Source organism: Salegentibacter sp., assembly GCF_036568425.1.
GTDB lineage: Bacteria > Bacteroidota > Bacteroidia > Flavobacteriales > Flavobacteriaceae > Salegentibacter.
In genome coordinates this window covers 1-25,804 of record NZ_DATCSO010000012.1, presented here as the reverse complement: position 1 = coordinate 25,804, position 25,804 = coordinate 1, and the positions used below count along the sequence as shown (strand labels likewise).

Annotated in this window: 24 protein-coding genes; 8 read left to right on the top strand and 16 right to left on the bottom strand. The window is 40.1% G+C overall.

The features are described from left to right. Nucleotides 1-80: 80 nt before the first annotated feature. From VIM94_RS01600 to VIM94_RS01575, 6 genes are read right to left on the bottom strand one after another with little or no spacing between them, the layout of a single operon-like run. Nucleotides 81-1,409: a DUF58 domain-containing protein gene (locus VIM94_RS01600; RefSeq protein ID WP_414707141.1), complete on the bottom strand. Its 1,329-nt coding sequence runs from the start codon at nt 1,407-1,409 to the stop codon at nt 81-83. 3 nt (nt 1,410-1,412) lie between these two features. Continuing rightward, complete coding sequence (locus VIM94_RS01595) at nt 1,413-2,414, bottom strand: MoxR family ATPase (protein ID WP_332037540.1); 1,002 nt, start codon at nt 2,412-2,414, stop codon at nt 1,413-1,415. Beyond that, nucleotides 2,389-3,594, bottom strand: a complete 1,206-nt coding sequence (locus VIM94_RS01590; RefSeq protein WP_332037539.1) for a DUF4350 domain-containing protein — start codon at nt 3,592-3,594, stop codon at nt 2,389-2,391. The genes VIM94_RS01595 and VIM94_RS01590 overlap by 26 nt, the downstream gene beginning before the upstream one ends. Then, entirely contained in the window at nt 3,587-4,327 is a 741-nt protein-coding gene (locus VIM94_RS01585) for a DUF4129 domain-containing protein (RefSeq protein WP_332037538.1), read from the bottom strand. The genes VIM94_RS01590 and VIM94_RS01585 overlap by 8 nt, the downstream gene beginning before the upstream one ends. Continuing rightward, nucleotides 4,327-5,184, bottom strand: coding sequence for a hypothetical protein (locus VIM94_RS01580; protein ID WP_332037537.1), 858 nt, complete (start codon nt 5,182-5,184; stop codon nt 4,327-4,329). Before VIM94_RS01580 ends, VIM94_RS01585 begins: the two co-directional genes overlap by 1 nt. Continuing rightward, nucleotides 5,159-6,145 (bottom strand): stage II sporulation protein M, encoded by a 987-nt coding sequence (locus tag VIM94_RS01575; RefSeq protein WP_332037536.1) that lies wholly within the window; start codon nt 6,143-6,145, stop codon nt 5,159-5,161. The genes VIM94_RS01580 and VIM94_RS01575 overlap by 26 nt, the downstream gene beginning before the upstream one ends. A gap of 34 nt (nt 6,146-6,179) precedes the next feature. Between VIM94_RS01575 and VIM94_RS01570 the strand changes: the two genes are divergently transcribed. Beyond that, nucleotides 6,180-6,893 carry an RDD family protein gene (locus tag VIM94_RS01570; protein WP_332037535.1) on the top strand — a complete coding sequence of 238 codons (714 nt, stop codon included), beginning with the start codon at nt 6,180-6,182 and terminating at the stop codon, nt 6,891-6,893. 2 nt (nt 6,894-6,895) lie between these two features. On the opposite strand, the gene VIM94_RS01565 is transcribed toward VIM94_RS01570, so the two are convergent. After that, nucleotides 6,896-7,651, bottom strand: a complete 756-nt coding sequence (locus tag VIM94_RS01565) for a peptidylprolyl isomerase (RefSeq protein ID WP_332037534.1) — start codon at nt 7,649-7,651, stop codon at nt 6,896-6,898. On the opposite strand from VIM94_RS01565, the gene VIM94_RS01560 reads away from it, so the two are divergent. The 3 genes from VIM94_RS01560 to truA all read left to right on the top strand — a co-directional run bounded on the left by VIM94_RS01560 (nt 7,650) and on the right by truA (nt 9,995). Further along, nucleotides 7,650-8,291 (top strand): CoA pyrophosphatase, encoded by a 642-nt coding sequence (locus tag VIM94_RS01560; protein ID WP_332037533.1) that lies wholly within the window; start codon nt 7,650-7,652, stop codon nt 8,289-8,291. The genes VIM94_RS01565 and VIM94_RS01560 overlap by 2 nt on opposite strands. Before the next feature lie 79 nt (nt 8,292-8,370). After that, on the top strand, nt 8,371-9,174 hold the full coding sequence (locus VIM94_RS01555) for a lysophospholipid acyltransferase family protein (protein WP_332037532.1): 804 nt from the start codon (nt 8,371-8,373) through the stop codon (nt 9,172-9,174). Nucleotides 9,175-9,209: 35 nt separating this feature from the next. Then, nucleotides 9,210-9,995 (top strand): tRNA pseudouridine(38-40) synthase TruA, encoded by a 786-nt coding sequence (gene truA, locus VIM94_RS01550; RefSeq protein WP_332037531.1) that lies wholly within the window; start codon nt 9,210-9,212, stop codon nt 9,993-9,995. 6 nt (nt 9,996-10,001) lie between these two features. Here truA and recQ read toward each other — a convergent pair whose 3' ends face one another. Further along, a complete protein-coding gene (gene recQ, locus VIM94_RS01545; protein WP_332037530.1) occupies nt 10,002-12,110 on the bottom strand; it encodes a DNA helicase RecQ in 2,109 nt (702 codons plus the stop codon). Nucleotides 12,111-12,226: 116 nt separating this feature from the next. On the opposite strand from recQ, the gene VIM94_RS01540 reads away from it, so the two are divergent. The 4 genes from VIM94_RS01540 (at nt 12,227) to hemN (ending at nt 19,598) form a co-directional block, all read left to right on the top strand. Beyond that, the gene (locus VIM94_RS01540; RefSeq protein WP_332037529.1) at nt 12,227-12,622 is read left to right on the top strand and encodes a hypothetical protein; all 396 of its coding nucleotides are present in this window, start codon (nt 12,227-12,229) and stop codon (nt 12,620-12,622) included. Between the two features lie 56 nt (nt 12,623-12,678). Then, entirely contained in the window at nt 12,679-17,010 is a 4,332-nt protein-coding gene (locus VIM94_RS01535) for a CusA/CzcA family heavy metal efflux RND transporter (RefSeq protein ID WP_332037528.1), read from the top strand. A gap of 10 nt (nt 17,011-17,020) precedes the next feature. Further along, nucleotides 17,021-18,160 (top strand): efflux RND transporter periplasmic adaptor subunit, encoded by a 1,140-nt coding sequence (locus VIM94_RS01530; protein WP_332037527.1) that lies wholly within the window; start codon nt 17,021-17,023, stop codon nt 18,158-18,160. Nucleotides 18,161-18,242: 82 nt separating this feature from the next. Continuing rightward, on the top strand, nt 18,243-19,598 hold the full coding sequence (hemN, locus tag VIM94_RS01525) for an oxygen-independent coproporphyrinogen III oxidase (RefSeq protein ID WP_332037526.1): 1,356 nt from the start codon (nt 18,243-18,245) through the stop codon (nt 19,596-19,598). A 69-nt stretch (nt 19,599-19,667) separates the two neighbouring features. Here the strand turns inward: hemN and VIM94_RS01520 are convergent, their stop codons facing one another. From VIM94_RS01520 to VIM94_RS01485, 8 genes are all read right to left on the bottom strand, one after another. After that, nucleotides 19,668-19,802 (bottom strand): hypothetical protein, encoded by a 135-nt coding sequence (locus VIM94_RS01520; RefSeq protein ID WP_332037525.1) that lies wholly within the window; start codon nt 19,800-19,802, stop codon nt 19,668-19,670. 7 nt (nt 19,803-19,809) lie between these two features. Beyond that, nucleotides 19,810-20,511 (bottom strand): sulfite exporter TauE/SafE family protein, encoded by a 702-nt coding sequence (locus VIM94_RS01515; protein WP_332037524.1) that lies wholly within the window; start codon nt 20,509-20,511, stop codon nt 19,810-19,812. A gap of 1 nt (nt 20,512) precedes the next feature. Continuing rightward, nucleotides 20,513-20,959: a FixH family protein gene (locus VIM94_RS01510; RefSeq protein WP_332037523.1), complete on the bottom strand. Its 447-nt coding sequence runs from the start codon at nt 20,957-20,959 to the stop codon at nt 20,513-20,515. A 10-nt stretch (nt 20,960-20,969) separates the two neighbouring features. Next, a complete protein-coding gene (gene ccoG / locus VIM94_RS01505) occupies nt 20,970-22,385 on the bottom strand; it encodes a cytochrome c oxidase accessory protein CcoG (RefSeq protein ID WP_332037522.1) in 1,416 nt (471 codons plus the stop codon). Between the two features lie 30 nt (nt 22,386-22,415). Next, nucleotides 22,416-23,306: a cbb3-type cytochrome c oxidase N-terminal domain-containing protein gene (locus VIM94_RS01500; RefSeq protein ID WP_332037521.1), complete on the bottom strand. Its 891-nt coding sequence runs from the start codon at nt 23,304-23,306 to the stop codon at nt 22,416-22,418. Next, nucleotides 23,303-23,491: a CcoQ/FixQ family Cbb3-type cytochrome c oxidase assembly chaperone gene (locus tag VIM94_RS01495; protein ID WP_093410862.1), complete on the bottom strand. Its 189-nt coding sequence runs from the start codon at nt 23,489-23,491 to the stop codon at nt 23,303-23,305. The genes VIM94_RS01500 and VIM94_RS01495 overlap by 4 nt, the downstream gene beginning before the upstream one ends. 2 nt (nt 23,492-23,493) lie before the next feature. Beyond that, nucleotides 23,494-25,695 carry a cytochrome-c oxidase, cbb3-type subunit I gene (gene ccoN / locus VIM94_RS01490; RefSeq protein WP_332037520.1) on the bottom strand — a complete coding sequence of 734 codons (2,202 nt, stop codon included), beginning with the start codon at nt 25,693-25,695 and terminating at the stop codon, nt 23,494-23,496. 2 nt (nt 25,696-25,697) lie between these two features. Next, nucleotides 25,698-25,804, bottom strand: a 107-nt coding sequence (locus tag VIM94_RS01485) for a cbb3-type cytochrome oxidase assembly protein (protein ID WP_332037554.1), incomplete at its 5' end; no start/stop codon positions are given.

Here is a 25,804-nt window from a genome sequence, read left to right as displayed (position 1 = left end):
GACATTCATTTTCAGTAGGTGCAAATGTATAAGATTTTTCTATTAAGAAAAGAAAGAATTCTGTTTTTCCTTCAGACAGATTATAACAATCCTCTTGCTTTAATCTCCAGATATTTGTTGATTGTATTGATGCTTAGTTCTTCGGGTTTGGTGAGCACCGCCTGGATCCCATGTCTTTGAAGTTCCAGTAACATCAGTTTTTTATTTTGTTCAAATCCTTCGGCTACTGTTTGATGTGTCGCCATAGTGATATCTTCAGGCCTGGCCTCAATAAGCTCATGCAAACTGGTATTTTCAAAAAGGATTACCACCAGCAGGTGATTTTTTGCCAGGGCTTTTAGGGAGGCTAAACGCTTCTTTAATCCTGAAATGTGTTCAAAATTAGTGTAAAGCAAAAGCAGGCTACGCTGTGGAAGTTGTCTTTTTAAATGGGAGTATAAGAGGTTATAATCTGAATCGAAATAATTGGTTTCAATATTATACAAGTGTTCCTGGATAAGGTTTAACTGGTTCTTCCTGGAGTTGGCCTTCAGTAAAAATTCAATTTTATTAGAAAAACCAATCAAGCCTACTTTGTCCTTTTTTTTCAGAGCGATGTTGGAAAATGCCAGGCTGGAATTAATCGCATAATCCAACAGGCTAAGGCCATCAAAGGGCATCTTCATAACCCGGCCGGTATCTATTACTGAATATACCGGTTGAGAACGTTCATCCTGAAACTGGTTCACCATCAGGTTACCCTGTTTAGCAGTGGCCTTCCAGTTTATGGTCCTTACATCGTCGCCCCTTACGTATTCTTTTATCTGTTCAAACTCCATCGTATGTCCGATACGTCGGATCTTCTTTAAACCGGGACGTGAGATCCGCTGGTCTGTTGCCAGAAAATCCAATTGTTGCATCTGCATAAAAGATGGATACACTTTTACCAACTGATTTTTGTTGAAGGTATCACGTTTTTTTACCAGCTTCAGGTTTGCAGAGGTAAAAATATTTAGCCGTCCAAAGTGGTATTCTCCACGGGCCACAGGTCGCACAAAATACCTGCCTTCTTTTTCCTGGCCGGGTTTTAGGTTGAAGTGCATTAAGAAATCACGTTTCTGGAACTGTACCGGAAGTTCATCAATTACCTCACAGCTAAGCTTTAAATTCCGGGTATTCCGAATCTTGAGCTTAACCTCATTTTCATCTGAATTCGAGAATTTTCCGGGTAAAATCCGTTCCGCAGTAATTCCTTTAGACCAAAACAGAATGCTTATATCTATAACCAATAGAAAAAATATCAAGACTACAGCCATCCAGGTGACGGCATAAAGCGATGAAATCCAATAGGAAAACAGGAAGGCTACCGCGATCCCAAAAAGGAGCAGAAAGAAACGTGGTGTGAAGTACAGGGATTTGAAAAAGTTTATCACCTATCTTGGAATTTCAACCGAATGGCTTATCATTTCAATTATATCTTTTGGTCGCAGGCCTTCCATTTCGCGGTCGGGGCTTAAGATGAGGCGGTGAGCCATAACCGGTTGGAGCATTTTCCTAATATCTTCCGGAATAACGAAATCCCGGCCGTTTATTGCTGCCATTGCTTTGGCCCCGTTCATAATGGCAATTGAGGCGCGGGGAGAGGCTCCCAGGTAGAGATGCGGGTGATTCCTGGTTTTACCAACAATTTGGGTAATATATTCCAGGAGTTTCTCTTCTATTTTTATTTCGTGGATCTGGTTTTTAATTTCCTGAAGACGTTCCGGTTCCAGAACTGGCTGGATATCGGTTTCGGGGAGCTTGCCTTTTCTTTGCTGATGACCTTTAAGGATGCTGAGTTCTTCCTCAGCGCTTGGGTAGTCTACTTCTATTTTAAAGAGAAACCGATCCAATTGAGCTTCGGGCAGGGCATAGGTCCCTTCCTGTTCTATAGGGTTTTGGGTAGCCAAAACCATAAATGGTAATTTCATCCCATACATTTTCCCGTCTATAGTTACCTGGCGCTCTTCCATCACCTCAAAAAGCGCAGCCTGAGTTTTTGCCGGGGCCCGATTAATTTCGTCTATAAGAACGATATTTGAAAAGATAGGTCCGGGTTTAAATTCAAATTCAGAAGTTTTCATATTCAATACCGATGTTCCCAATACATCACTGGGCATAAGGTCTGGTGTAAATTGTATCCTGCTGAAGCCCGTGTTAAGTGTTTTGGCAAATAGCTTTGCTGTTAAAGTCTTGGCAATGCCTGGCACACCTTCTATAAGCACATGGCCGTTGGTAAGCAGGGCAACTATAAGTAATTCCACAAATTCTTCCTGACCCACAATGATCTTTGAAAGCTGGGATTTAAGACTGGTAACCGATTCTTTTAAATCTTCAAGGGGAATACGGCTGTCAAAATTAATCTCGTTATTAGGCTTGGCGTCCTGGTTTTCCATTTTTAAGGTTTTTAAAGCTGGCAATGGCACGGGTTAATTGAAGAAATTCTTCCTTGCTTATATTTTCCTGTGCCCTGAGCTGTCTTATTTTACTGAATAATTCTCTGGTTTCATTTTTGCTATTTCCGCTTTTGGCGGTAAGTTTTTCTTCGAACTCGGAGTTTAGTTCCTGAGTAGATAGCCTGTGTTGATTGCGGATATAATCTAAAAATAAATCAATTTTTTTTAAGGTCAATTCCCGGTAGCGACCTTGCTCCAGGTACAAATTACCTATGTTTCGGGTATAATCGTAAGTTTTGTTCTCTGGAAATTTAATAATAGGAATGGGCCTTTGGCGGCGTTTTCCCTGAAAGATAAGGTATAATATAGTGGCCAGGAGCACAAAATAATAGGCCCATTTTAAAGCTTTATTGCCCAAAAGGTAGTACAAGGGCGAACTATAAAAACTTTTCCCGGATTTATAATAATTATCCCATAATAGAACTTTGTTGGGATCCAGATAGGCCAACACCATCTCTGCGTATTGATAATTTTCCTGCTGTAATAGAAAATAGTTGCTGAATGCTTCCGGGGTGGAATGCACGAATATTTTTCCTTTACCGAAGCTGGTTTGCACAAAATTAGGCTTTTTTTCTAATGGCTCCTCTGTAAAGACCGTTGTTCCCAGTACATTATGTTCAAGGGAATCGGTTTTGGTAAAGATGAGGGCTTCAATGTCAAAATTAAGTTTGAAATTTTCCCTGCTGTTTTTAATTTTTAATCCCGGCCGACTTTTAAAATCGGTATTTCTTAGATCGGTACGGGCTTCAAGATTAAGCGTGTCCAATAAATTTTTCCCGATATATCCAGCCGAAACAAATACTGTATTGCCCTGGCTAACCCAATCCAGGACCTTGTTAAGTTCATTATCATCAAAAACCAGGTAATCATTCAGGAAAAAATAAATTCCTTCAGGGGATTCCTCTTTTTCAAGAAATTCAAAAGGAGGTTGGTTGATTTGTTCGATCTCCCGGATTTCTTTCCAGCTTTCGAAGAAGGCAAAAGTTCCTAATGGAATCTTGTCTTTTCCCGAATAACTAGGGCTCATATTCAAAGGTTCAGGTTCATTGGCTTCCAGGAATGTTAGCGCCAACACCAGCAGGAAGAATATCCCAAATCCTATTTTCCAGCTTCTATGCATAGGTTCGGGTTTTTATCATTTCTTCAATCTTTGAAAAAGCGCTTTCTGCCAGGCTAAAATTCTCCTGGTTAACCTGGAATTCCCCATACCAGCTATATTCGTAAATACGGGTTATTCTTTTAAATTGATGTTGTAGTTTTTTAACTTTTATTTCGGCTAAATAATCCTGATTCGTCTTGTCAAAACTATAGTCGATAATACCATGCATATCCATTTTTCGAAGTGTATCCAGGTAATGATATCTTATGGCCAGCCTGTAATTCCCCTCAGAAACAGCTTTTTTTATCAGTTTGCTGATATCTTTTGACTTAATGATCTTTTCCTCTTCAGAAAAAAATACCCGGCTTTCCTTTCCTGATGGAGCTGTTGCATAGACCGGATTTAGTTTTACAAATAGCCATGCTACCAGGGATAGCACCATTAATAGTAACAGGTAGGGTAGAATGCTTATAAAAAGCTCCAGGATGCCTCCGGGTTCATAACTTCCGAAGAGCCAATCTATGAAAGCATGAAATTTTTTGTTGATCCAGCCCTTGAATTGCGTCCACCAGCCAGTAGAAGTTTCCTGCTCCAGGTAGGCAAAGTCTTTATCATTTTTCCATTCCTGCAGAAGACTTTTATTAAATTCAGGCTTCTGAAAATTGATGGGTGCCCGGTCAATACTATCTTCCTGCGGAAATACGTTTCCGAAGAAAAAAAGAAGAATGCTTATTACCGGGAGCAGTTTTTTCATCAGGAATTATTTCCGAGCTTATCGATTCGTTCGTAAGTACCGGTGAAATTCTTCTTTTCGTTTAGGTGAAAATAAAGAAAAGCAATTCCAATTGGGATGATAGAATAAAAAATATACTGTACCAGGGAAGAAATTATACTAAAAAGGATATATACCCAGTCGAACATCTCACTCATATCTGCAGCCGATCCTTCACTCACGCTGGTAAAAGCCTTTACGAAAGTGTAAATTATTAGTGGTAACTGAAAGATAAGGCTTATAACATATATAATTATCCAGATAAAAACCAGGGTTAAAAAACTCATCCACCAGTTGTCTTTAACCAGTTTGAAACCCTCGGCTATACTCTCGGAGATGCTTTGGTTTTTAAAGACAAGAGCTGCCATAGCGATGCTAAGAGGAACACTAACATATATTCCCGGAATTAAAAAAAGCATCATTCCGGCGAAGATAAAGATCCAGGAAATGATATTAAGACCGAACATTTTTGCTAGGTCATCTTTCGCCCAGGCCGCCACTTCAGGATCCTTAATTTCTCCTTCATTTTCAATATATGACTTAATCAAATTAAAAACCGTTGCATAGACCACCGAAAAGTATAAAAGTAGGGTTAGTGCCAGAATTCCAAACGAAATAAGGAATCCGCCAGACAAGAATTCTTCTGTATTAAGGGGATCACCAAGGGTGGTATAGGAATAATAGCTTAAGGCAGCAATGAGCAGTAAAAAAGCCGGTCCGGCTACCTTCACCAACAACCTGAAATAGGTTTTATAATTTTCTCTGAGGAATTTAAAGCTTACGCTTATAATTTCCCCCAATTCCCGTTGTTGTTTAAACTGAATTAGGTCGCGGTTCATCGTTGATTTTTATTTTATAATTAAGATAGGTTGGGTAAAATATATAGTAAAAAAGAATAAGGGCCAGGGAACCTGAGATAATCAGGATTGCCAGCCAGTCTGGCATTTGAGTAATTCGGGTAACGAAGCCCTCCAGAAAGCCCGCTATTATAAAAAAGGGCACTGTGCTCACCACTATTTTGAGTCCGCTTTTTAATCCGCGGGTAAAGGAAGCGAGCCTGGTGTAGGTGCCGGGAAATAGCATACTTTTCCCTACCACCAGTCCGGCGCATCCGGCAATGATAATTACGGAAATTTCTATAGTACCATGTATCCAAATCGTTCTGGCCGATTCCCACAAGAGCCCCTGGTCATAAAAAAAGTACTGAAAAGAACCCAACATAATAGCGTTTTGCATCATGACAAAGACGGTCCCTATGCCTGCGAAGATACCAAGCGTAAACACCATGAACGCTACTCTTATATTATTTATGGTGATGCCCAGGAACATATCGGTTTGAGCCATGTTTTTATACACCGCCATAGGATCGTTTTCAGAGATGTTCTGCAGGGTCATATTCACATATTCGTCCCCCATAATAAATCTTACAAAAGCGGCATCACCAGATGCCGAGAACGCGCCAACAACTGCAAATAATAGAAAAATTATAAAGCTAAGCAGGAGTTGTTTCTGGTGTTTATAGAATTCTAAGGGAAACTCCCGTGTAAAAAAATTAACTATTCGGCTTCCCGGTTCCTTGCGGCTATGGTAGATTTCGCGGTGTGCCGTGGCTGCCATTGCGTTTAAATAAGCCGTGGTGTTGCTTTTGGGATAGAAGGTTTGAGCATAGCTCAAATCGTCGCTAACCTCAATATATAAAGCTGAAAGCTGATCGGGAGTGAGCGAAGTTTTATTCTCAAGGAGGCTTTCAAACTTTAACCATTTATCCTTATTTTGCCTAACAAAGGCTGCCTCGCGCATAGTTTTGTAATTAAGACTCAAAGAAACAGATTAAATGGATAATTTTCAAATTGAAACCGCTCAAAATATAAGTATTCGTCAAAACGTGGCGGGCATTGGAGATCGGATCCTGGCTTTTATCGTAGATAGCTTTATTTTAGGAGTTTACCTTATTATTAGTTCCTTTATTATTGCAGGAACCGGCCTGGATTCAGCGGGTGAATTCGTTTATTATCTTATACTTGGGGTGCCCCTTTTACTTTATTATCTTCTTTGGGAAAGCCTTTGGAATGGGCAAACTCCCGGTAAGAAAGTCCTGCAGTTACGGGTTGTAAAGATGGATGGCTCCCGCCCTGAATTTTCTAATTTCGTAATTCGCTGGTTGCTTCGGATAATAGATGTAAGCATAAGTAGTGGGGCGGTAGCCGTAGTTAGTATTTTGCTTAACGGGAAAGGACAGAGACTTGGGGACATCGCTGCTGGAACAACCGTGATTAGCGAAAAAAAACAAATTAGTTTGGAAAATAGCCTGGGGGTGGAGCTTCCTGAAGATTATAAGCCTCTTTATCCTCAGGTGAGTATGCTCAAAGATATCGATATTCAGGAAGTGAAAAACCTATATAGAAATGCCTTAATAAACGGAAATAATCAAATTATCCTCATGCTTTCTAAAAAGTTAGCAAAGCTGTTGGATATTAGTCCACAGCAAAAACCCAGGGATTTTGTGCAACAGGTAATTTCAGATTATAACTATTATACCGGTCGCTAGGTTTATTCAATAATTTCTACATCTATTTCAATGTTATCTATTGGCCATTCAGATTGGCCGGTTTTTACCTTGGAAATTTCATCGGCTACATCCATCCCTTTGGTAACGCGTCCAAAAACAGTATGATCATTGTCAAGATGGTGTGCGCCATCGGATTTAGTGACAATAAAAAACTCAAAAGGAGAAGAGGCCTTGCTTACATTTTGCTCGCTGTATTTTGCTGCTGAAAAAGCTCCACGAACATGCCGGTAACCTGCATCAAATTCATTTGGAATTAGATAAGAACCTATTTTACTCCTGTGCCGGGAAGTAGCCCAATTATCGGAGTTACCACCCTGGATCACGAAATTGGGCGCAACCCGGTAAATATAGGTGTGATCGAAATAGTGATCCTTTGTTAGCATTATAAAATTAGCCCGGTGTAGCGGAGTATCCTTGTAAAGACTCACTTCAATATCTCCAAAGTTAGTGATAATCCTGATGCGGGTTTCGGGATTTTGTTTCCCGTACTCCATAAGGGTTGGAATCAATTCTTCCTGTTCAATAGGGAAGTCAATGCTCGTTACGCCTTCCTCTTCAGGCAAGTTTTTGTGAGATTTCTTCTCCAGGGCAAGTTTGATAGAATCAACTTTAGTTTGTGTATTTTCCAGGGTATCCTGGGCAGGCTCCATATTACTTTTCGAGGAAGATTGCTTATCTTCACAACTGCTGAAGATCAAAATTAAGGCAAAGGAAAAAACAGAAAGTATTCGTATCATGGATTTTCAAGAGTTTAAAGACAGGATCCCAAAATTAAAAAAATTACCGCTTCCTGGCGAGGAAGCTCATCATAAATTGATACCTGCCACCAGACTCGATGAATTATCCTTTCTGGATATAGAAGAAAGGAATCCTTTAAATGCCGGAGTGATGGCCGTTTTTTATCCCGGAGAAGACAGACATACCAGGCTTGTGCTTATTCTTCGAAAAACCTACCAGGGAGTGCATTCCAACCAAATAGGTTTTCCCGGTGGAAGACAAGAAACCTCAGATCGTGATCTTTTACATACCGCACTTAGAGAAACTGAAGAAGAGGTGGGGATCCCCCAATCTGAAATAAAAGTACTTAAAGAACTTACCAAACTATATATCCCGCCGAGTAATTTTTGGGTGCATCCTTTTATGGGAATGCTGGAATATACACCGGAAATGGTTCCTCAGGAAACCGAAGTAGAAAAAATACTGGAAGTAGAGCTTGCACAATTCATGGATAAGAAATGTTTTGTAAATCAAACTCTAAGTACCAGTTATGCAAAAAATATCGAGGTACCTGCTTTTTTGTTGAACGATCAAATAGTTTGGGGGGCAACTGCAATGATGTTGAGTGAAATAAAGGTATTGCTCCAAAAGGTGCTCTAAAAACTGAATTGTATTATATTTGTCCGGTTTTCCGCTTTACTTTTAAGTGGCACCAGAAATTTTTATAATACAGCATGACATGGGCTTGTTTAAAAGAAACCCCTTTGGGCATATCCTGTTTTTAAAAAAATGGCTTATCCGAATTTTCGGAGTGCTAACCCATCAACGATATCAGGGATTTAACCAGTTAAAGATTGAAGGCTCAGAGATTATCAAAGACCTTCCCGATACCAACGTACTTTTTGTTTCTAATCACCAAACATATTTTGCAGATGTCACCGCGATGTTTCATGTTTTTAACGCCAGCCTTAGCGGCCGCGTAGATACCATTAAAAACATTGGATATATCTGGCAGCCAAAACTCAATATCTACTATGTTGCGGCCAAAGAAACTATGCGTTCGGGACTATTGACAAGGATTATGGCTTATGCTGGTTCAATAAGTGTAGAACGCACCTGGCGTGAGAAGGGAAAGGAAGTAGAAAGACAGGTTAATCCGCACGATACCGAAAATATAGGAAAAGCATTGAAAGATGGTTGGGTGATTACTTTTCCACAGGGGACCACCAAACCATTTAAACCTATCAGGAAAGGGACTGCACATATTATCAAGAATTATAAGCCTATCGTAATACCTATTGTGATAGATGGGTTTAGAAGATCTTTCGATAAAAAAGGATTGCGCATTAAAAAACGGGGCATTCTTCAGTCTTTTGTGATTAAACCTCCTCTGGAAATCGATTATGAGAACGAGACCATAGAAGAGATCGTAAGTAAGATAGAATATGCTATAGAACAGCATCCATCCTTTTTGAAAGTTATCCCAGGTGAGGAAATTGATGAAATGGAAAAAATGAACGAGAAGCGCCGCTGGGAATATTAGACTACCTACACAGCTAAGAAAAAAGAAAACAAAATTTGCAACGTAAACGATTTTATTATTTAATAAAGATACAATACCTCGGATTTAGGTTACATGGTTGGCAAAAACAACCAGATGTAAAAACCGTAGAAGACCTGATTACCAAAACCCTTCGATATGTTTTACCCGGGGAAAAATTTAAAATTTTGGGTACCAGTCGCACCGATGCCATGGTTTCGGCTATGGATAGCGGCTTCGAACTTTTTCTGGATGAAAAACCTTTGGAAGATTTAGAGAATTTCCTAAAACTTTTCAATCTTAATTTACCGCAGGATATCCGGGCCTTATCAATTTCTGAAGTTGATTCGAAATTCAATATCATTCAGCATCCAAAATATAAAGAATATATTTACCTGTTTAGCTTTGGTGATAAAAACCATCCTTTTTGCGCCCCTTTAATGGCAAATTTCCAGGAAGATCTGGATATTGAAAAAATGAAACAGGCTGCAGCTTTATTCAGGGGACAGCATAATTTCAGGAATTACTGCGTAAGAGTTTCCGAAAACAGCAAATTTGAGAGGGAGATGCAGGTATCTGAAATTGTAGAAAATATCGATATTACAGCCAGTTTTTTTCCTGAAAATACTTTCCTTTTCCGAATAAGCGGTGAGGGATTCTTAAGGCACCAGGTACGATTGATGATGGGTACACTTGTTTTGGTAGGGCGTGGAGAATTTAAACTGGAAGACATCCGCAATAGCCTTAAAGCTGATTATGATATGCAGATGGATTATATCGCCCCGGCATCCGGGCTTATCCTTAACAAAGTTGATTTTACCTAATCCTTCCTAATTGATTTCCTCTTTCTCCAAAACGGCCAGTGCACATCTGATTGTCCAGTAATCCAGACCTTCTTCAAAATGTTCATAATAAGGTTTTAAGGTGTCAGGGCTCCCCAGCTCCTCTTTGGCCTTACGCACCGATTCAAGCTCATCTTTATTCACAAATCGGCTCATATCTATATCCTCTCCGGTGGTATATAGTTTAGCCAAATGCGAATAGATTGTGGTTATTGCAAGCTCCCGTTTTTTCGAGATATCTTCTACTGAAAGACCTTCCCGGTAAAGTCTTAGGGTTTCTTTATAGGTATTGCCTTTCTTTCGTTTCTTTGGTGCTCTTTTCTCTTTTGAAAATGCAATTATCTCCTTAATAAACTGGTAACCATAATCCTGCATTTTTTTGCGCCCAACGCCGTTAATCATAATAAATTCGTCATCGGTCATCGGGCGTTCTTTTTCCATTTCTTTCAGGCTGGCATCATTGAAGATAAGATAGGCGGGGATACCTTCTTCCCTTGCAATTTTTAAGCGTAATTCCCTGAGCTTTTCGAAGAGGGAATTAGTTGTGCTTGTTGAGGCTTCTTTGGTGTTTTTAAGAATTGTTTTGCGGTCCGGCACCTTTGCCAGCTGAACCTTTTCCCCATTAAAAAGCACATTTTTAGCTATATTAGTAAGTTTTAAATGGTTTTTCCTGTGAAAGGCGATCTCTATATATCCCAGATTAATTAGCTGAATAAGATAGTTTTGCCAGTGCTGCCAGGAAGTTTCTTTACCAATTCCAAAAGTTTTTAAACCCTGGTAATTCTTCGAAAAAACAGCTTCGTTTTGTGCGCCTCTAAGCACATCTATAACGCTTGTTAAGGGTTCCTGTCCCTTCAGTCGATATATGCAGGAAAGAGCTTTTTGAGCAATAATTGTCCCGTCGAAGAATGTCGGGGGATTTCTACAGATGTCACAATTTCCACAATCTTCCTGTTTAAGTTCCCCAAAGTAATTCAGCAATATTTTTCGTCTGCAGGTAAGAGACTCAGCGTATTGTTTCATTCGCTCCAGTTTCGCGAGCTGCACCTCGCTGTTTCCCGCATCCGAAGCAAATTTCTGTAGTTGTACCACATCAGCGTAACTGTGAAATAACAGCGTGTCTGAAGCTAAGCCATCCCGACCTGCACGACCTATCTCCTGGTAATAGCCCTCCATATTTTTAGGCATATTATAATGTATTACCCACCGGATATTCGATTTATCTATACCCATTCCAAACGCAATTGTGGCACAAATAATTTTGCTTTGGTCGTTAATGAAATCGTCCTGAATATGTATTCGTGTATCGTGTGCAAGCCCGGCGTGATAAGCTTCAGCTGAATGGCCTTTTGCCTTAAGCTTAGAAGCAAGCTCTTCGGTGGTTTTTCGGCTTAAGCAATAAATAATTCCGCTTTCGTTTTTTCTGGGAGTAATAAATTTTTCGATCTGTTCAAATCGTTTATTTCCCGGTCGTACCTCCAGGCTCAGGTTTTTTCGGTCAAAAGAGGCAATATGTTTTTCGGCATTTGGAATATTCAACTGATTGCAAATATCCTGGCGGGTGGCCTTATCGGCTGTTGCGGTTAATGCTATAACGGGAGTCTCGGGAAAACGCTTCTTCAGGTACCCCAGTTTGGTGTAGGCAGGCCTGAAATCGTGGCCCCAGCTAGAAATACAATGTGCTTCATCAATTGCGATTAAACTCACTTTTCCATCTGAAAGAAAACGGTCTATAACCTGCAGACTTTCAGGAGCAACATAAAGTAGTTTTAATTCCTTTTCTTCAATCTTTTTAAATATATCCTGCTGCTGATGTTCTGTCTGGCTGCTGTTTAAAAAAGCTGCAGGAATTCCGTTTGCCGTTAGCCCATCTACCTGGTCTTTCATAAGAGCTATCAAAGGGGAGATTACCAGGGTAATCTCCGGCAACAATAATGCAGGAAGCTGGAAACAAATAGATTTTCCTCCTCCCGTAGGCATGATTACCAGGTTATCGAGACCATTAAAAACAGAAGCAATTATTTTCTCCTGGAGGGGCCTGAAACTCTCATATCCAAAATATTCTTTAAGCGTATTTAGCAACCGGGATTTTTCCATAGCTCCAAATTTAGGTTTTTGAGTTGGAAAGAAGAAGTAGGCTTATCCCTGATATTTTAATTCTTAAACCTAAAGAGAACTATGGAAGCAGAAAATTATTCGTAAATTTACTAGTCATGAAGCAAATCACCGTCATATATCTAAGTTTGACCTTTTTATTGCAAGGTTTCAATCCCGGGCTAAAAGATCTGGTGCGGATGGGGGATATGCTTCAGCATTTAGAATATCATTCCCAAAATTGCGGCGATAGTTTTACCGAATTTTTCTCCAAACATTACGGGGCTGTAAAAGAAGCACATCAGGAGAATAAAGATGACCATCCTACGCACGATAACTTACCTTTTAATCACCATAATTCTGTACATTCAGCTTTAGTTTTTTTTATTCCGCAGTATAAAATCTCTTTAGTGAAATTGCCGCCGAAAAAGACACATACCTTAAATTTTATTTATAAAGAAAGTCACTCTATACTTAGTAAACACGATATTTTTCAGCCGCCCCGAGACGTGTGATCTACCCTATTTATTTTTTTCTCTTAAGTTTTGTCTCATAGATTACATTTATAAATATGCTGTCAAAAATTATCAGTTTCAGTATTCGGAATAAGCTAATTATTCTTTTGTTTACCTCTTTCATAATTGGTTACGGACTTTATTCCTTAAGCCAGTTATCCATAGGAGCGGTACCCGATATCACGAACAATCAGGTACAGGTTATAACCACTTCCCAGAACCTTTCTACCCAGGATATGGAGCAGTTTATCACCTATCCCGTGGAATTGGAGATGGCTAATTTACCGGGAGTAGAAGAGATTCGTTCCGTATCAAAATTTGGTTTATCGGTGGTGACCATTGTTTTCGATGAAGATATGGGAACCTATTTGCCAAGACAGCTTCTTGCTGAGAAGATCAAATCGGCTTCAGACAATATTCCTGAGAGTTTTGGTAAACCTGAAATGGGCCCCATAACTACGGGACTTGGCGAGATCTATCAATATATTCTGGATACCAAACCTGGCTATGAAGACCAGTATACGGCAATGGAACTGAGAACTATTCAGGACTGGATAGTAAAACGGCAATTATCGGGGATTCCCGGAGTAGTTGAAGTAAACAGCTGGGGAGGTAGGCTTAAACAGTATGAGGTAGCCATAGATACAGAAAAACTTATGGCGATGAACATCACCGCTTCTGAGGTCTATTCGGCACTGGAAAAAAACAACAGTATAGCCGGGGGTGGTTATATAGAACGTCTTAATCAGGCATATTTTATCCGTGGGGAAGGCCTGGTACATTCTCTGGAAGATATTGAGAATATCGTAGTCAAAAACACAGATGGTAACCCGGTTTATATTCGGGATATTGCCGATGTTGGTTATGGTAGTGCTACGCGATTTGGCGCGATAACAGGAAACGGCGAAGGAGAGAAAGTATTGGGGCAGGTAATGATGATTAAAGATGGAAACTCCAAACAGGTTATTGAAGCGGTAAAAGACAGGGTAGCAGAAGTTTCAGAAAATTTGCCGGAGGGAGTTTATATCAATGCTTTTCTTGACAGAAGTGAACTTATAGCAAAAACAACCTGGACCATTACTGAAAACCTGATTTTCGGATTTCTAATCGTGATCTTTGTGGTGGTATTATTACTGGGGAACCTGCGTTCAGGCCTGGTAGTGGCTTCGGTAATCCCTTTGTCTTTATTATTTGCTTTCTCCCTGATGTACATCTTTGGGGTAGACGCCAATTTAATGAGCCTGGGAGCTATCGACTTCGGAATAATTATCGATGGGGCAGTGATTATCGTCGAGTTTATCGCCTACCAGATGACTAAGAAAAGATCGGATCTTGAAAATCTTTCAAAATCTGAATTAAGTAAAGCAAAAGATAAAATCACCTTTACCGGAGCTTCGAAAATGATGAACTCCGCAATTTTTGGCCAGCTTATCATTTTAATAGTATTTATTCCAATTCTTTCCCTTAGCGGAGTTGAAGGAAAAATGTTTCGGCCCATGGCCCTGACTTTCAGTTTTGCCTTAGTTGGTGCCATGATTTTGTGTTTCACCTATGTTCCGGTTATATCTTCCATGGTGTTAAAACCCGATAAATTATCTGATAAGAATATTGCCGTACGCCTGATGCGCTTTATTACCAAACTTTATTCTCCTACTATTACCTATGCACTTAAAGTTAAAAAACTGGTGCTTGGCCTTGCTGTGCTAATTCTTGCCATTACTATTTACATCTTCACTACCATGGGTGGCGAGTTTGTACCTACCCTGGATGAAGGAGATTTTGTAATCCAACCGATATTTAAAACAGGAACCTCCTTAAGTGAGACAATAGCTCTCACGACAAAAATGGAGCAAATCCTGTTGGAATTTCCCGAAGTGAAACAAGCTGTATCCAGAATTGGTGCTGCCGAAGTCCCTACCGATCCCATGTCTATGGAAGAAAGTGATGTTATTATTACTCTTAAACCAAAAAATGAGTGGGTGACGGCTGACACAAAAGATGGTCTGGCAGAAAAATTCAAAGAGGCATTAATGATTATTCCCGGAATGGAGGTGGAATTTACCCAACCTATCGAGATGCGATTTAATGAACTCATCACCGGGGTACGTGCCGATATAGCGATTAAGATATTTGGGGAAGATTTGGATATTCTTAATCGCAAGGCCCACGAGATAGAAAGCCTTATAAGTGATGTTGAAGGCGCAGCAGATATAACGGTTGAAAAAATTGCCGGACTTCCCCAGATGAGTGTGAAATACAAGCGTGCAAAAATAGCCCGGTATGGACTTAATATCTCAGATCTTAATGAGCTGGTAAGCGCTGGATTCGCCGGGAAGAAAATGGGAAGTGTATTTGAAGGTGAGAAACGTTTTGATCTTGTGGTAAGATTAAATGAAGAAAACAGAAAAGATATTTCTAACCTAGAAAATCTTTATATAGATACGCCGGAAGGAAACAAAATTCCATTAAGTGAACTGGCAGAAATAAGTTATCAAAAAGGGGCTGCCAAGATTTCCAGAGATGAAACCCGACGAAGGATTGTAGTTGGAATTAATGTTAGAAATCGGGATCTTCAATCGGTGGTGGATGATGTGGAAGCGCTGGTTAGTGCCAATATTGATTTGCCGCCCGGGTATAATATTACCTACGGGGGGCAGTTTGAAAATTTACAAAGCGCCAAAAACAGATTGAAAATCGCGGTACCGGTGGCACTGGTCCTAATTTTCTTCCTCTTATATTTCGCCTTTGGATCGGTACGGGATGCCTTGATTATTTATTCTGCCATTCCCCTGTCTGCTGTGGGAGGCGTTTTATTGCTATGGATAAGAGATATGCCGTTTAGTATCTCGGCGGGTGTTGGTTTTATCGCTCTTTTCGGGATTGCTGTGCTTAATGGGATTGTACTTATTGAACATTATAAAGAATTAAAAAAGGATGGCATGGAGCATTCAGACAAATTAATGCTAAAAGGGGCCAAGGACCGCTTACGGGCGGTTTTGTTAACAGCTTCTGCAGCAGCTCTTGGTTTCCTCCCTATGGCAATTTCATCTGGCGCGGGAGCCGAAGTTCAACGACCTTTAGCCACTGTGGTTGTTGGGGGGCTGATAACAGCAACATTATTGACCCTGGTGGTATTACCCGTTTTATATTCTATTTTTGGTGGAAGAAAAACCGGAAGTAAAAATGTTCATTTTAAAAAGAGTAAATATAAATTACCAATTATTCTTCTGATGTTCTCCCTCCCCGGATTGAGCCAACAGAAGAATTTGAATTTTGAAGAGGTTCGCCAATTAGCTATTGAAAATAACGCCGGGCTACAGGTTTCCAATCTGAATAGATCTGAAGCAGAAGCAATGGTGAATTCGGCATTTAGTTTCGATAAAACCGAGGTCTATTATGGTTATAATGAAATGGACGAAGGGCCAACTGATGAACCGTTCAGGATGATGGGGGTTCAGCAGAACTTTTCTTTTCCCACAGTATATTTTTCAGCCAGAAAATTTAACAGAGCAAATGTAAGAGTGCAGGAAGATGCCTATGAACTGGTAAGTCTTCAGTTGGAAAAAGAAGTGGCTTCAGCCTTTTATCAGCTAAAATATGAAGAGGAAAAGAGGAAGATATATAAAGTTCTGGACAGTTTATACACCAGGTTTGCTCAGGCTGCAAAACGAAGGTTTGAATTGGGAGCAACAAATTACCTTGAAAAAATAACAGCCCAGGCAAAACAAAGAGAACTACAAACCCGATACCAACAAGTAGAACAACAAATTAAAGCGGCCTATGAAATGTTATGGAGCAGGGTCCAGACAGAGGAAGAATTCAGCATAGAGAAGGATAGCTTAGGAAAGCTGGAAATGACGCGTTTGGGCGTGGAAAACCACGAACTTCTAAATTTTTATAGTAGCCGTGAAAAATACTTCACTGCCCGTAACAGGTTGATGAAGCAACAACTCTTGCCCGATTTCAGTATAAATTATTTTGAAGCAACAACTCCTGATATAGATTACAGTTTGTATGGATACCAGGTAGGGATTAGAATTCCGTTATTATTTAGCGGACAAGCCTCAAAGATTAAGGCCTCAAAAATTGCTATGGATAGAGCAGAGCAGGAGACCAGGAATAACAGAATACTGCTTGAAACAAAATTTAATCAACTCCAGGCAGAACTTAGAAAATACCAGGAAGCTCTAAGTTATTATGAAAATGAGGGCAAAGAGCTCTCCCGGGAAATCCTTAAAACCGCCAATGGCAGTTATGAAAATGGGGAAATAGACTTTTTTCAGTACATCATGAGTCTTGAAAATGCTTATAATATCCAATTGTCTTATCTGGATAACCTCAATGCCTATAACCAAACCATCATTTCTTTAAATTATTTAAACCTGTAATATTTTACCGATGAAATCCATATATATATTTATAGCGCTTGTAACCCTAAGTTTGACATCCTGTAAAGAAACTACTGATCAATCTGAGGTTCAAGATGATGAAAAAGAAAACCAGGTTATTATATCCAAAGCACAATTTCAGGATAGTAACCTTGAAAAAGGAAAAATAAGAGAATCAAGTTTTCCTGATATAGTGCGTACCAATGGTCGTATAGATGTGCCCCCTCAAAACAGGGCTAGCATTAATGCCATTATGGGTGGGTATATTAAGAATATTGAGTTATTGGAAGGCGATAAGGTATCCAAAGGACAGTTTTTAGTGAGCCTTGAAAGCACAGAATATGTTCAGTTACAACAAAATTATATGGACGTGGCCGGGCAACTGGATTACCTGAAAGCCGAATTTGAGCGGCAGCAAATTATGCTTGAAGAAAATATAACTTCTAAAAAAAGTTTTCTTAAGGCCGAAAGTGATTATAAAAGGGCCTATAGCGCTCTAAACAGTTTGCAAAGTAAACTGCGAATGTTAAATATTGATCCTGCGGCAGTAGAAGCCGGAAAAATACGTTCGGTTGTAAATATTTATTCTCCAATTAGTGGAAATGCCAGCAATATTTCGGTGAGTAGAGGAAGTTATGTTGCTCCAACAGATCAAATAATGGAAATCATTAATTCTGAACATATTCATCTTGAACTGGTTATATTCGAAAAAGACGTGAGAAAGGTTAAGCCCGGTCAAAAGATAATCTTTAATACCCCGGAGGCTTCAAATGAGAGTTTTGAAGCCGAAGTTGTACTGGTAGGAAAAGCTATTGACCAGCAGAAAAGAACGGTAAGAGTTCATGGACACCTTCCTGATAGTATTGCTTCAAAATTCACCGTAGGAATGTTTGTAGAAGCCCAAATTTTAACCAGTGAAACTAAAAAACAAGGTTTGCCGGAAGAAGCAGTAATTGAACAGGATGGGGAATACTTCGTTTTGGTTTTGGAAAATGAAGACGAAGAAAACTTTTATTTCAGAAAGCAAAGAGTTTCTCCAGGAGAGACTTTTGAAGGAATAATTAGTCTGGAAAATCCCGAAAATTTACAAAACGAAACTGTACTTATAAAAGGTGCCTTCAGTCTAATTGGAGAAGCCGGTGGAGAATAGAACTCCCGAAACTCCGTTACCTGATTCAAATCATATAAATGGTTTAGGTGTAACTTTAACTTTGTATCCTAAACTAAACTAAATGAGTTCTGACCTTATCAGAAAATACAATATTCCGGGGCCACGTTACACCAGTTATCCAACTGTTCCATACTGGGAAAGTACCGGGTTTTCAGTTCAGGCCTGGAAAGATAGCTTGCTTAAACGTTTCAGAGAAAACCGGGAGATAAGCCTTTATCTTCACCTACCTTTTTGTGAAAGCCTTTGCACCTTTTGTGGTTGTAACAAACGTATTACCAAACAGCATGGGGTGGAGATGCCGTATATTGAAACTTTAATACGCGAGTGGGAACTGTACCTTCAGGAGCTTCCATATAAACCAATTATAAAGGAGGTGCATCTTGGCGGAGGAACACCCACTTTTTTCTCTCCTGAAAACCTGGAATTTTTACTTAAAACCATTTTTAGAAAGGCAGAAGTGGCCGATGCGCCGGAGTTTAGTTTTGAAGGTCATCCAAACAATACGACCAAAGCACACCTTACTAAACTTGCCGAATTAGGTTTTAGAAGGGTAAGTTATGGCGTTCAGGATTATAATATGAAGGTGCAGATCGCCATCCATAGAGTCCAGCCATTTGAAAATGTAAAACGGGCTACCGGGGAAGCCCGGGAAGCAGGTTATAATTCTATAGGTCACGATATCATATTTGGTCTTCCTTTTCAAACTAAGGAGCATATAATTGAAACCATAGAAAAAACTAAGCAGTTAATGCCAGATCGCATTGCTTTTTACAGTTATGCGCATGTGCCATGGATTAAAGGAAGTGGGCAGCGAGGTTTTAATGAAGATGATTTACCCGATGGGGAAACTAAACGCGAAATGTATGAAACCGGTAAACAGATGCTGGAAGAAGCCGGTTATGTCGAGATAGGGATGGACCATTTTGCCCTTAAAACAGACTCGCTTTATAAAGCGGTGGAAGAGAAAAACCTTCACCGGAATTTCATGGGGTATACCACCTCCAATACGGGTTTGATGATTGGCCTTGGAGTTTCAGCAATTAGCGATAGTTGGTATGGTTTCGCGCAAAATGAAAAAACTGTAGAAGCTTACCAGGCAAAGATTGAAAAAGGTGAGATTCCTGTCTTTAGAGGTCATATTCTAAGTGAAGAAGACCTCAAAATTAGAAAACATATCCTTAATTTGATGTGCCGACTGGAAACCCGCTGGGAATCTCCTGAAGATTATTTTGAGGAACTGCCGGAAGTCCTGGTTAAGCTCAGAGAGATGGAAGGAGACGGACTTGTGGAATTTTCAGAAAATGGATTACACATTCCGGAAAAAGGCAGACCATTTGTTCGCAATATCTGTATGGCCTTTGATTTAAGGCTGCAAAGAAATGTTCCCGACACCAGGCTATTTTCTATGACGATGTAGAAAGCAGGTTATTTATAAAAAACAGGAAAACCACGGATATCCGTGGTTTTTTATTAAAGAAAAAAGTAGTTATTCTTTTTTATCTCCATAGATCATCTTTATTACGATAAAAATAAGGGCGGCACTTACCAAAGCGAAAAAACCTATAATGTAGGTGCCCATTTCCCAGTTTACTAATGCGAGATTATTAGCTATTGTCATCATTTTATATTTAATGGCAGGATTGAACTGCTGTTATTTTTGGAGTCATTTCAACGGGAGAGAGATAGGGGATTCCTAATCCCATTCCGCGTATAATAAAAAGAAGGCCTATAATCACAACAAATACAGGCACGGCTTTAGTTATTTTTTTCCTGGCCCTGGCACTTATAAAATTACCCAGGTAAACCGCCGCCGTCATCATTGGTACAGTGCCTAGGCCGAACAGGACCATATAAAAACTACCTTCGATTGCGTTGGCAGAAGCAACGGCACCAAAAACAGCCATATACACCAGGCCACAGGGCAGGAATCCGTTTAGGAAACCGGCGGTAAAAAAGGTGTCTGGAGTTTTTTTCTTCAGACTTTGTCCAAGACCAGATTTTACTTTTGAGATGAACCTGTAAATAGGGCCGGAGCCATTAATTTTATTAAATGTTTTATAGGGTAAGAAAATCACCAGGATCATTAAGATTCCAACAGCAATAGATAACTGCTGCTGAAGCCCGAACAGGCTAAAACTCTTGCCTATAATTCCGAATAATAGTCCAATAATAGCATAGGAGAATATTCTCCCGATGTGATAAAGACTTACCTGTCCGATTTTGCGCAGCGAATTTTCCCGATCTACCGGAAGCAAAAAGGCTATGGGACCGCACATCCCTATGCAGTGGAAACTTCCTAAAAGACCGAATATGAGCGCTGAAACAAACATTTTAGTACACTATTTCTTTTTTGTATAAATAAGACTCTCCTTGATATTCCCAATGAATATAGATATTCCATCTTCCGGGAATCAAATTTTCATCAGAGATTTCAATACGGTTAGTTTTCAGGTTTAAGGGAATATCAAAATCCAGTTTCGCATTGGAAGGCCGGTAGAAATTCAAATTTCCTGAAACTTCAGCAAGCTTAAGGTCTTCAGGAAACTCAATAAGCCAGCCGTTTTTGATTCTTCTATCGCTTATATTTTCAGCCAGGGCATTTCCTCGCGTTTCCGCATCAATTTCCTGCTGGAATAAAAGTTCCTTCTTGTAATATTCTTCAGTCACGAGATCGTGATCAAATTTTTCATCTGTTAGCATATTAAAGACCAGATAGAGTATAAAACTTATAAAAAGTGTCATTCCTATCACTATGCCTGTTCCCCAATTAATTTTCATAAGTATATTTTTAATTAAAACTTCGTGGCCCCATAAACATTGTTTTGGTGGTTTCAATGAGACGCTCTCCACTATAAATGCCAATTTCTACTTTTTCTTTTTCATGCTCCAAAGCCGAGGCATTGATCTCTATAAACAAAGTACCTTCGCTAAGTTCCTGTCCCAGTACCACAATTTCATTATCCTGTACCGGTTTTATTGTGCCCGGATGTGACATTAATTTAAACTCAATATCATCAAAGTCGCCAGTAGTCTTGTTTACCAATTTATAGGTGTAGACATTACTTATCATGTTGTTCTCCTTGTGTTCATAAAGCTGGCCGGGTAATCGTAAAATACGCGCTTCTACCTCGCTACGAACAAACAACATCCCGATGAGCACTGCGGTTAAAATCCCCAAAACAACGGTATAGCCTTTAAGCCTAGGGGTAAACCTGAATTTCGCCTTTTTCTCAATATTTTCTTCGCTGGCATAACGGATAAGACCTTTGGGGAGATCTACGGCTTCCATCATAGAATCGCAGGCATCTATACAAGCAGTACAATTAATACATTCCAGCTGGGTACCGTTTCTAATGTCAATTCCCGTTGGGCAAACCTGAACGCATTGAAAACAGTCTATGCAATCTCCCTTTCCGCTGGCTTCGCGGTCTTCGTTCTTTTTAAATTTGGCCCGCCCTTTTTCTTTTTCTCCTCGTTTATGGTCATAGGCAACTATAATAGACTTGTTATCCAAAAGTACCCCCTGAAGCCTTCCGTAAGGACAGGCTATAACACAAACCTGTTCCCTGAACCAGGCGAAGATAAAATAGAAAACTCCTGTAAAAATAAGAAGTGAAAAGAAGGTGCTCTTATGGTTTAAGGGGCCATCGGTAACGTATTGTATTAACCGATCGCTACTGATTAAATAGGCGAGAAAAACATTGGCTATAAGAAAGGAAATAATAGCAAATAAGAACCATTTTAAGGCTTTTTTGCTAATCTTTTCGGTATTCCATTCCTGTTTATTGAGACGCATCTGCTTCCCACGGTCACCTTCTATCCAGTATTCAATTCTTCGGAAAACCATTTCCATAAAAATGGTTTGTGGACAAAGCCATCCACAAAATATCCTTCCGAAGGCAACCGTGAAAAGGATAATGAAAACAACCCCAATTACCATCATGATCACGAAAATATGAAAGTCCTGAGGCCAGAAGGGAAATCCGAAGATATTGAACCGTCGTTCCAGGATGTTGAACATCAGGAACTGATTGCCGTTTATTTTTACAAAAGGAGCGGCAAAAAGAAAGAGGAGGAGTACGTAGCTTACGTATTTACGATAGTCGTAAAACCTGCCCTCGGGTTTCTTGGGATAGATCCATTTCCTCTCTCCTTTTTCTCCGGCAGTGGCTATGGTATCTCTAAAGCTTTCGTTGTTTTCCAACTTCTTAAGTTCTTAAATTAAATCTACCAGTTATTCTGAATCTCCATCTCCTGTCCAGACATCTCCTTCAGGTGCTTTGGCATCTGGTGGATTGGTGCCTTCCAGGCTGATTACGTAGCTAGAAACCTGCGCGATCTCTTCAGCACTTAGGGAAGATTTCCAGGCTACCATTCCTTTTCCATCGCGTCCCCCTTCAGAAACAGTATGGAAAATATTGCTTATTCCTCCTCCAAGTATCCAGTGCTCATCGGTTAAGTTAGGGCCAATAGCACCACCCCCATCGGCACGGTGACAGGCGATACAATTTGCCATATAAATTGTTTCCCCAGCTTCAAGATCGGCAGCATCGGTAAGTAACTCAACGTTGGAGGCATCCAGTAAATCCGGATTCTCTTTTTTATAAGCTTCTACCTGTTCTTTTGCCTTTGCAACTTCAGCGAGGTATTCTTCGGTTTGATCTGCTCCGTCAAAAACGTGATAACGTGCTAAATATATGAAGGCAAAAATAATACTGATATAGAACCCATATTTCCACCATGCGGGAAGATCATTATCCAGCTCACGAATTCCATCGTAGTTGTGATCTAAGATAATCTCATCTTCTTTTTCCAGGGGCTCCTTGGTGAGCATCTTATTATAGATCTTTCTAAACCAGGCGGTACGTTTTTCGCGCTGAGCTTTTTCTATTTTAAAAAGCTTTTCGCGGCCTTTTTCATCAAGGCTTTTACGCACCATTTTTTTGAGGGCTGCAAGAGATGCTTCAATTGCGATGGCAATAACAAGAATAAGTCCTAATACTACCCAAACAAATGGATATTGCTCAAATACCCAGTCAGTTTCGGTTTCTATAGTTAATTCAATTAAGAAAAAAGCAAAAATCACAAATCCTGCAATTCTTAAGTATGGCGAAATTGATCTCATAATTCGTTATTTTCTTGGTTTTGGTCTAAGGGTAGCTGGCTTACTTCATTTATATGTTCTTTTTTCGCAGTGAAAACCCACCAGAAAAGGGCAACAAAAAAGATAAAGAAGATTAGCAGAGAGATGATGGGGTAGATTGTTACCCCATCTATAGCTTCAAGATTTCCTTTTATAAATTTTAACATAATTACTCGTTTTTAGCTGAAACTTCCTGTGCGTCTATTACCTTAATATCGGTTCCCAGACGTTGCAGGTAGGCAATAAGTGCAACGATTTCCCGATTACGCATTTCAACGAATTCAATGTTGTTTTCCTCGGCATATTTTTTATCGGCTTGATAGGTACGTGCGAAGTCAGGATCTGAATGCAGGTTTTCCTCGATTTCGGTTCCTTGTTCCAACATCCACTCTTGTGCGTTTGCAATCTCTTCTTCGGTATATGGTACCCCGAGGGTGTTAAGGGCTCTCATTTTATCTTCGGTATCGCTCTTATCCAACTCATCGGTGATCAACCATTTGTAGGCCGGCATAATAGAGCCGGAAGAGGTGCTCTGGGGATCGTACATGTGGTTTAAGTGCCAGTTATCGGAGTATTTACCTCCTACCCGCATTAAGTCGGGGCCGGTACGTTTGCTACCCCATAAGAAGGGATGGTCGTAAACATATTCCCCCGATTTGGAATATTCTCCATAGCGTTCTACCTCACTTCTAAAAGGCCTGATCATCTGGGAGTGACATCCCACACAACCTTCTCTGATGTAAATATCGCGGCCTTCAAGCTCGAGTGGAGTATATGGTTTTACACTGGAAATAACAGGGACATATTCGTCTACCATCAATGAGGGTATTATTTGTACTATTCCACCAATAAGAATAGCAATAGTAGCATAAATGGTTAATTTAATTGGTCTTCTTTCCAACCAGGTGTGATAACCTTCGCCTGTTACGCGTTTGCGGGTAACTTTTTGAAGCGGTGCAGCTTCGGCAAGTTCATCTTCAACACTGCTTCCCTGTCTTACGGTTTTTACGATGTTATAGAGTAAGATGAAAGCACCAACGATATACAAACTACCTCCAATGGCCCTCATCCAGTACATCGGGATAATAGAACTTACCGTTTCCAGGAAGTTTCCGTAGGTTAAGGTTCCATCCGGATTGAATTGTTTCCACATAGAAGCCTGAACGAATCCTGCAACATACATTGGTAAGGCATACATAATAATACCCAGTGTTCCGATCCAGAAATGTGCATTGGCTAGTTTAACGGAGTATAATTTGGTTTTGAAAAGTCGCGGCACCATCCAATAAACCATTCCAAAGGTTAGGAATCCATTCCAGGCCAAAGCACCAACGTGCACGTGTGCAATAATCCAATCACTAAAATGGGCAATAGCATTTACATTTTTAAGGGAAAGCATAGGGCCCTCAAATGTAGCCATCCCGTAACCGGTAATAGCCACTACCATAAATTTAAGCACAGGGTCTGTTCTTACCTTGTCCCAGGCTCCACGTAGGGTCAATAATCCGTTAATCATACCACCCCAGGATGGAAATAGTAACATTACAGAAAATGCTACCCCAAGGTTTTGAGCCCAGTCTGGTAATGCAGAATAGAGCAGGTGGTGGGGCCCAGCCCAGATATAAATAAATATCAGGGACCAAAAGTGTACAATCGAAAGTCTATAAGAATAAACAGGTCTGTTTGCTGCTTTCGGTACAAAATAATACATAAGCCCCAGGAAAGGAGTGGTTAGGAAAAATGCCACCGCATTATGCCCGTACCACCATTGTACTAAGGCATCCTGAACTCCTGAGAAAATAGAATAACTTTTAAATGCAGAAACAGGTATTTCAAGATTGTTTACGATATGCAAAACCGCAACTGTTACGAAAGTGGCCAGATAAAACCAGATGGCGACATATAAATGGCGCTGCCGGCGTTTTATCATGGTCATAATGAGGTTTACTCCAAAAGCAACCCAAACTATCGCAATTGCTATATCAATAGGCCATTCAAGTTCGGCATATTCCTTTGAGCTGGTAAAACCCATTGGCAGGGTAATAGCAGCTGCAACGATAATTGCTTGCCAACCCCAGAAGTTTATATTACTTAGTGCGTCGCTCCACATCCTGGCTTTTAGCAATCTTTGTGTAGAGTAATATACCCCGGCAAAAATAGCGTTCCCTACAAAAGCAAAAATCACCGCGTTAGTATGCAGCGGTCTTAACCGGCCAAAACTAAGCCAGGAAATGCCATCGGTAAGGTTAGGAAATAAAAACATAAAGGCCAGAAGCAGGCCAACACTCATTCCCACGATACCCCATACGAGTGTGGCAATGGTAAAATTCTTTACGATTTTATTATCGTAATAAAACTGTTCTGTTTGCATAGTTATTCAGTTTTCTCTTGTTTGGTGGTTTTATTTTTGGATTTTGAGTTTACTAATTCGTCTTCAAACAGCATACGGACCGAAGGTGTATACATATCGTCATACTGGC

What these genes read in the sequence shown, in the direction of transcription:
- VIM94_RS01595 (WP_332037540.1), bottom strand. Translation starts at nt 2,414, where the DNA reads ATGGAAAACCAGGACGCCAAGCCTAATAACGAGATTAATTTTGACAGC.
- VIM94_RS01590 (WP_332037539.1), bottom strand. Translation starts at nt 3,594, where the DNA reads ATGCATAGAAGCTGGAAAATAGGATTTGGGATATTCTTCCTGCTGGTG.
- VIM94_RS01585 (WP_332037538.1), bottom strand. Translation starts at nt 4,327, where the DNA reads ATGAAAAAACTGCTCCCGGTAATAAGCATTCTTCTTTTTTTCTTCGGA.
- VIM94_RS01580 (WP_332037537.1), bottom strand. Translation starts at nt 5,184, where the DNA reads ATGAACCGCGACCTAATTCAGTTTAAACAACAACGGGAATTGGGGGAA.
- VIM94_RS01575 (WP_332037536.1), bottom strand. Translation starts at nt 6,145, where the DNA reads ATGCGCGAGGCAGCCTTTGTTAGGCAAAATAAGGATAAATGGTTAAAG.
- VIM94_RS01570 (WP_332037535.1), top strand. Translation starts at nt 6,180, where the DNA reads ATGGATAATTTTCAAATTGAAACCGCTCAAAATATAAGTATTCGTCAA.
- VIM94_RS01560 (WP_332037533.1), top strand. Translation starts at nt 7,650, where the DNA reads ATGGATTTTCAAGAGTTTAAAGACAGGATCCCAAAATTAAAAAAATTA.
- VIM94_RS01565 (WP_332037534.1), bottom strand. Translation starts at nt 7,651, where the DNA reads ATGATACGAATACTTTCTGTTTTTTCCTTTGCCTTAATTTTGATCTTC.
- VIM94_RS01555 (WP_332037532.1), top strand. Translation starts at nt 8,371, where the DNA reads ATGGGCTTGTTTAAAAGAAACCCCTTTGGGCATATCCTGTTTTTAAAA.
- recQ (WP_332037530.1), bottom strand. Translation starts at nt 12,110, where the DNA reads ATGGAAAAATCCCGGTTGCTAAATACGCTTAAAGAATATTTTGGATAT.
- VIM94_RS01540 (WP_332037529.1), top strand. Translation starts at nt 12,227, where the DNA reads ATGAAGCAAATCACCGTCATATATCTAAGTTTGACCTTTTTATTGCAA.
- VIM94_RS01535 (WP_332037528.1), top strand. Translation starts at nt 12,679, where the DNA reads ATGCTGTCAAAAATTATCAGTTTCAGTATTCGGAATAAGCTAATTATT.
- VIM94_RS01530 (WP_332037527.1), top strand. Translation starts at nt 17,021, where the DNA reads ATGAAATCCATATATATATTTATAGCGCTTGTAACCCTAAGTTTGACA.
- hemN (WP_332037526.1), top strand. Translation starts at nt 18,243, where the DNA reads ATGAGTTCTGACCTTATCAGAAAATACAATATTCCGGGGCCACGTTAC.
- VIM94_RS01520 (WP_332037525.1), bottom strand. Translation starts at nt 19,802, where the DNA reads ATGATGACAATAGCTAATAATCTCGCATTAGTAAACTGGGAAATGGGC.
- VIM94_RS01515 (WP_332037524.1), bottom strand. Translation starts at nt 20,511, where the DNA reads ATGTTTGTTTCAGCGCTCATATTCGGTCTTTTAGGAAGTTTCCACTGC.
- VIM94_RS01510 (WP_332037523.1), bottom strand. Translation starts at nt 20,959, where the DNA reads ATGAAAATTAATTGGGGAACAGGCATAGTGATAGGAATGACACTTTTT.
- VIM94_RS01500 (WP_332037521.1), bottom strand. Translation starts at nt 23,306, where the DNA reads ATGAGATCAATTTCGCCATACTTAAGAATTGCAGGATTTGTGATTTTT.
- VIM94_RS01495 (WP_093410862.1), bottom strand. Translation starts at nt 23,491, where the DNA reads ATGTTAAAATTTATAAAAGGAAATCTTGAAGCTATAGATGGGGTAACA.
- ccoN (WP_332037520.1), bottom strand. Translation starts at nt 25,695, where the DNA reads ATGCAAACAGAACAGTTTTATTACGATAATAAAATCGTAAAGAATTTT.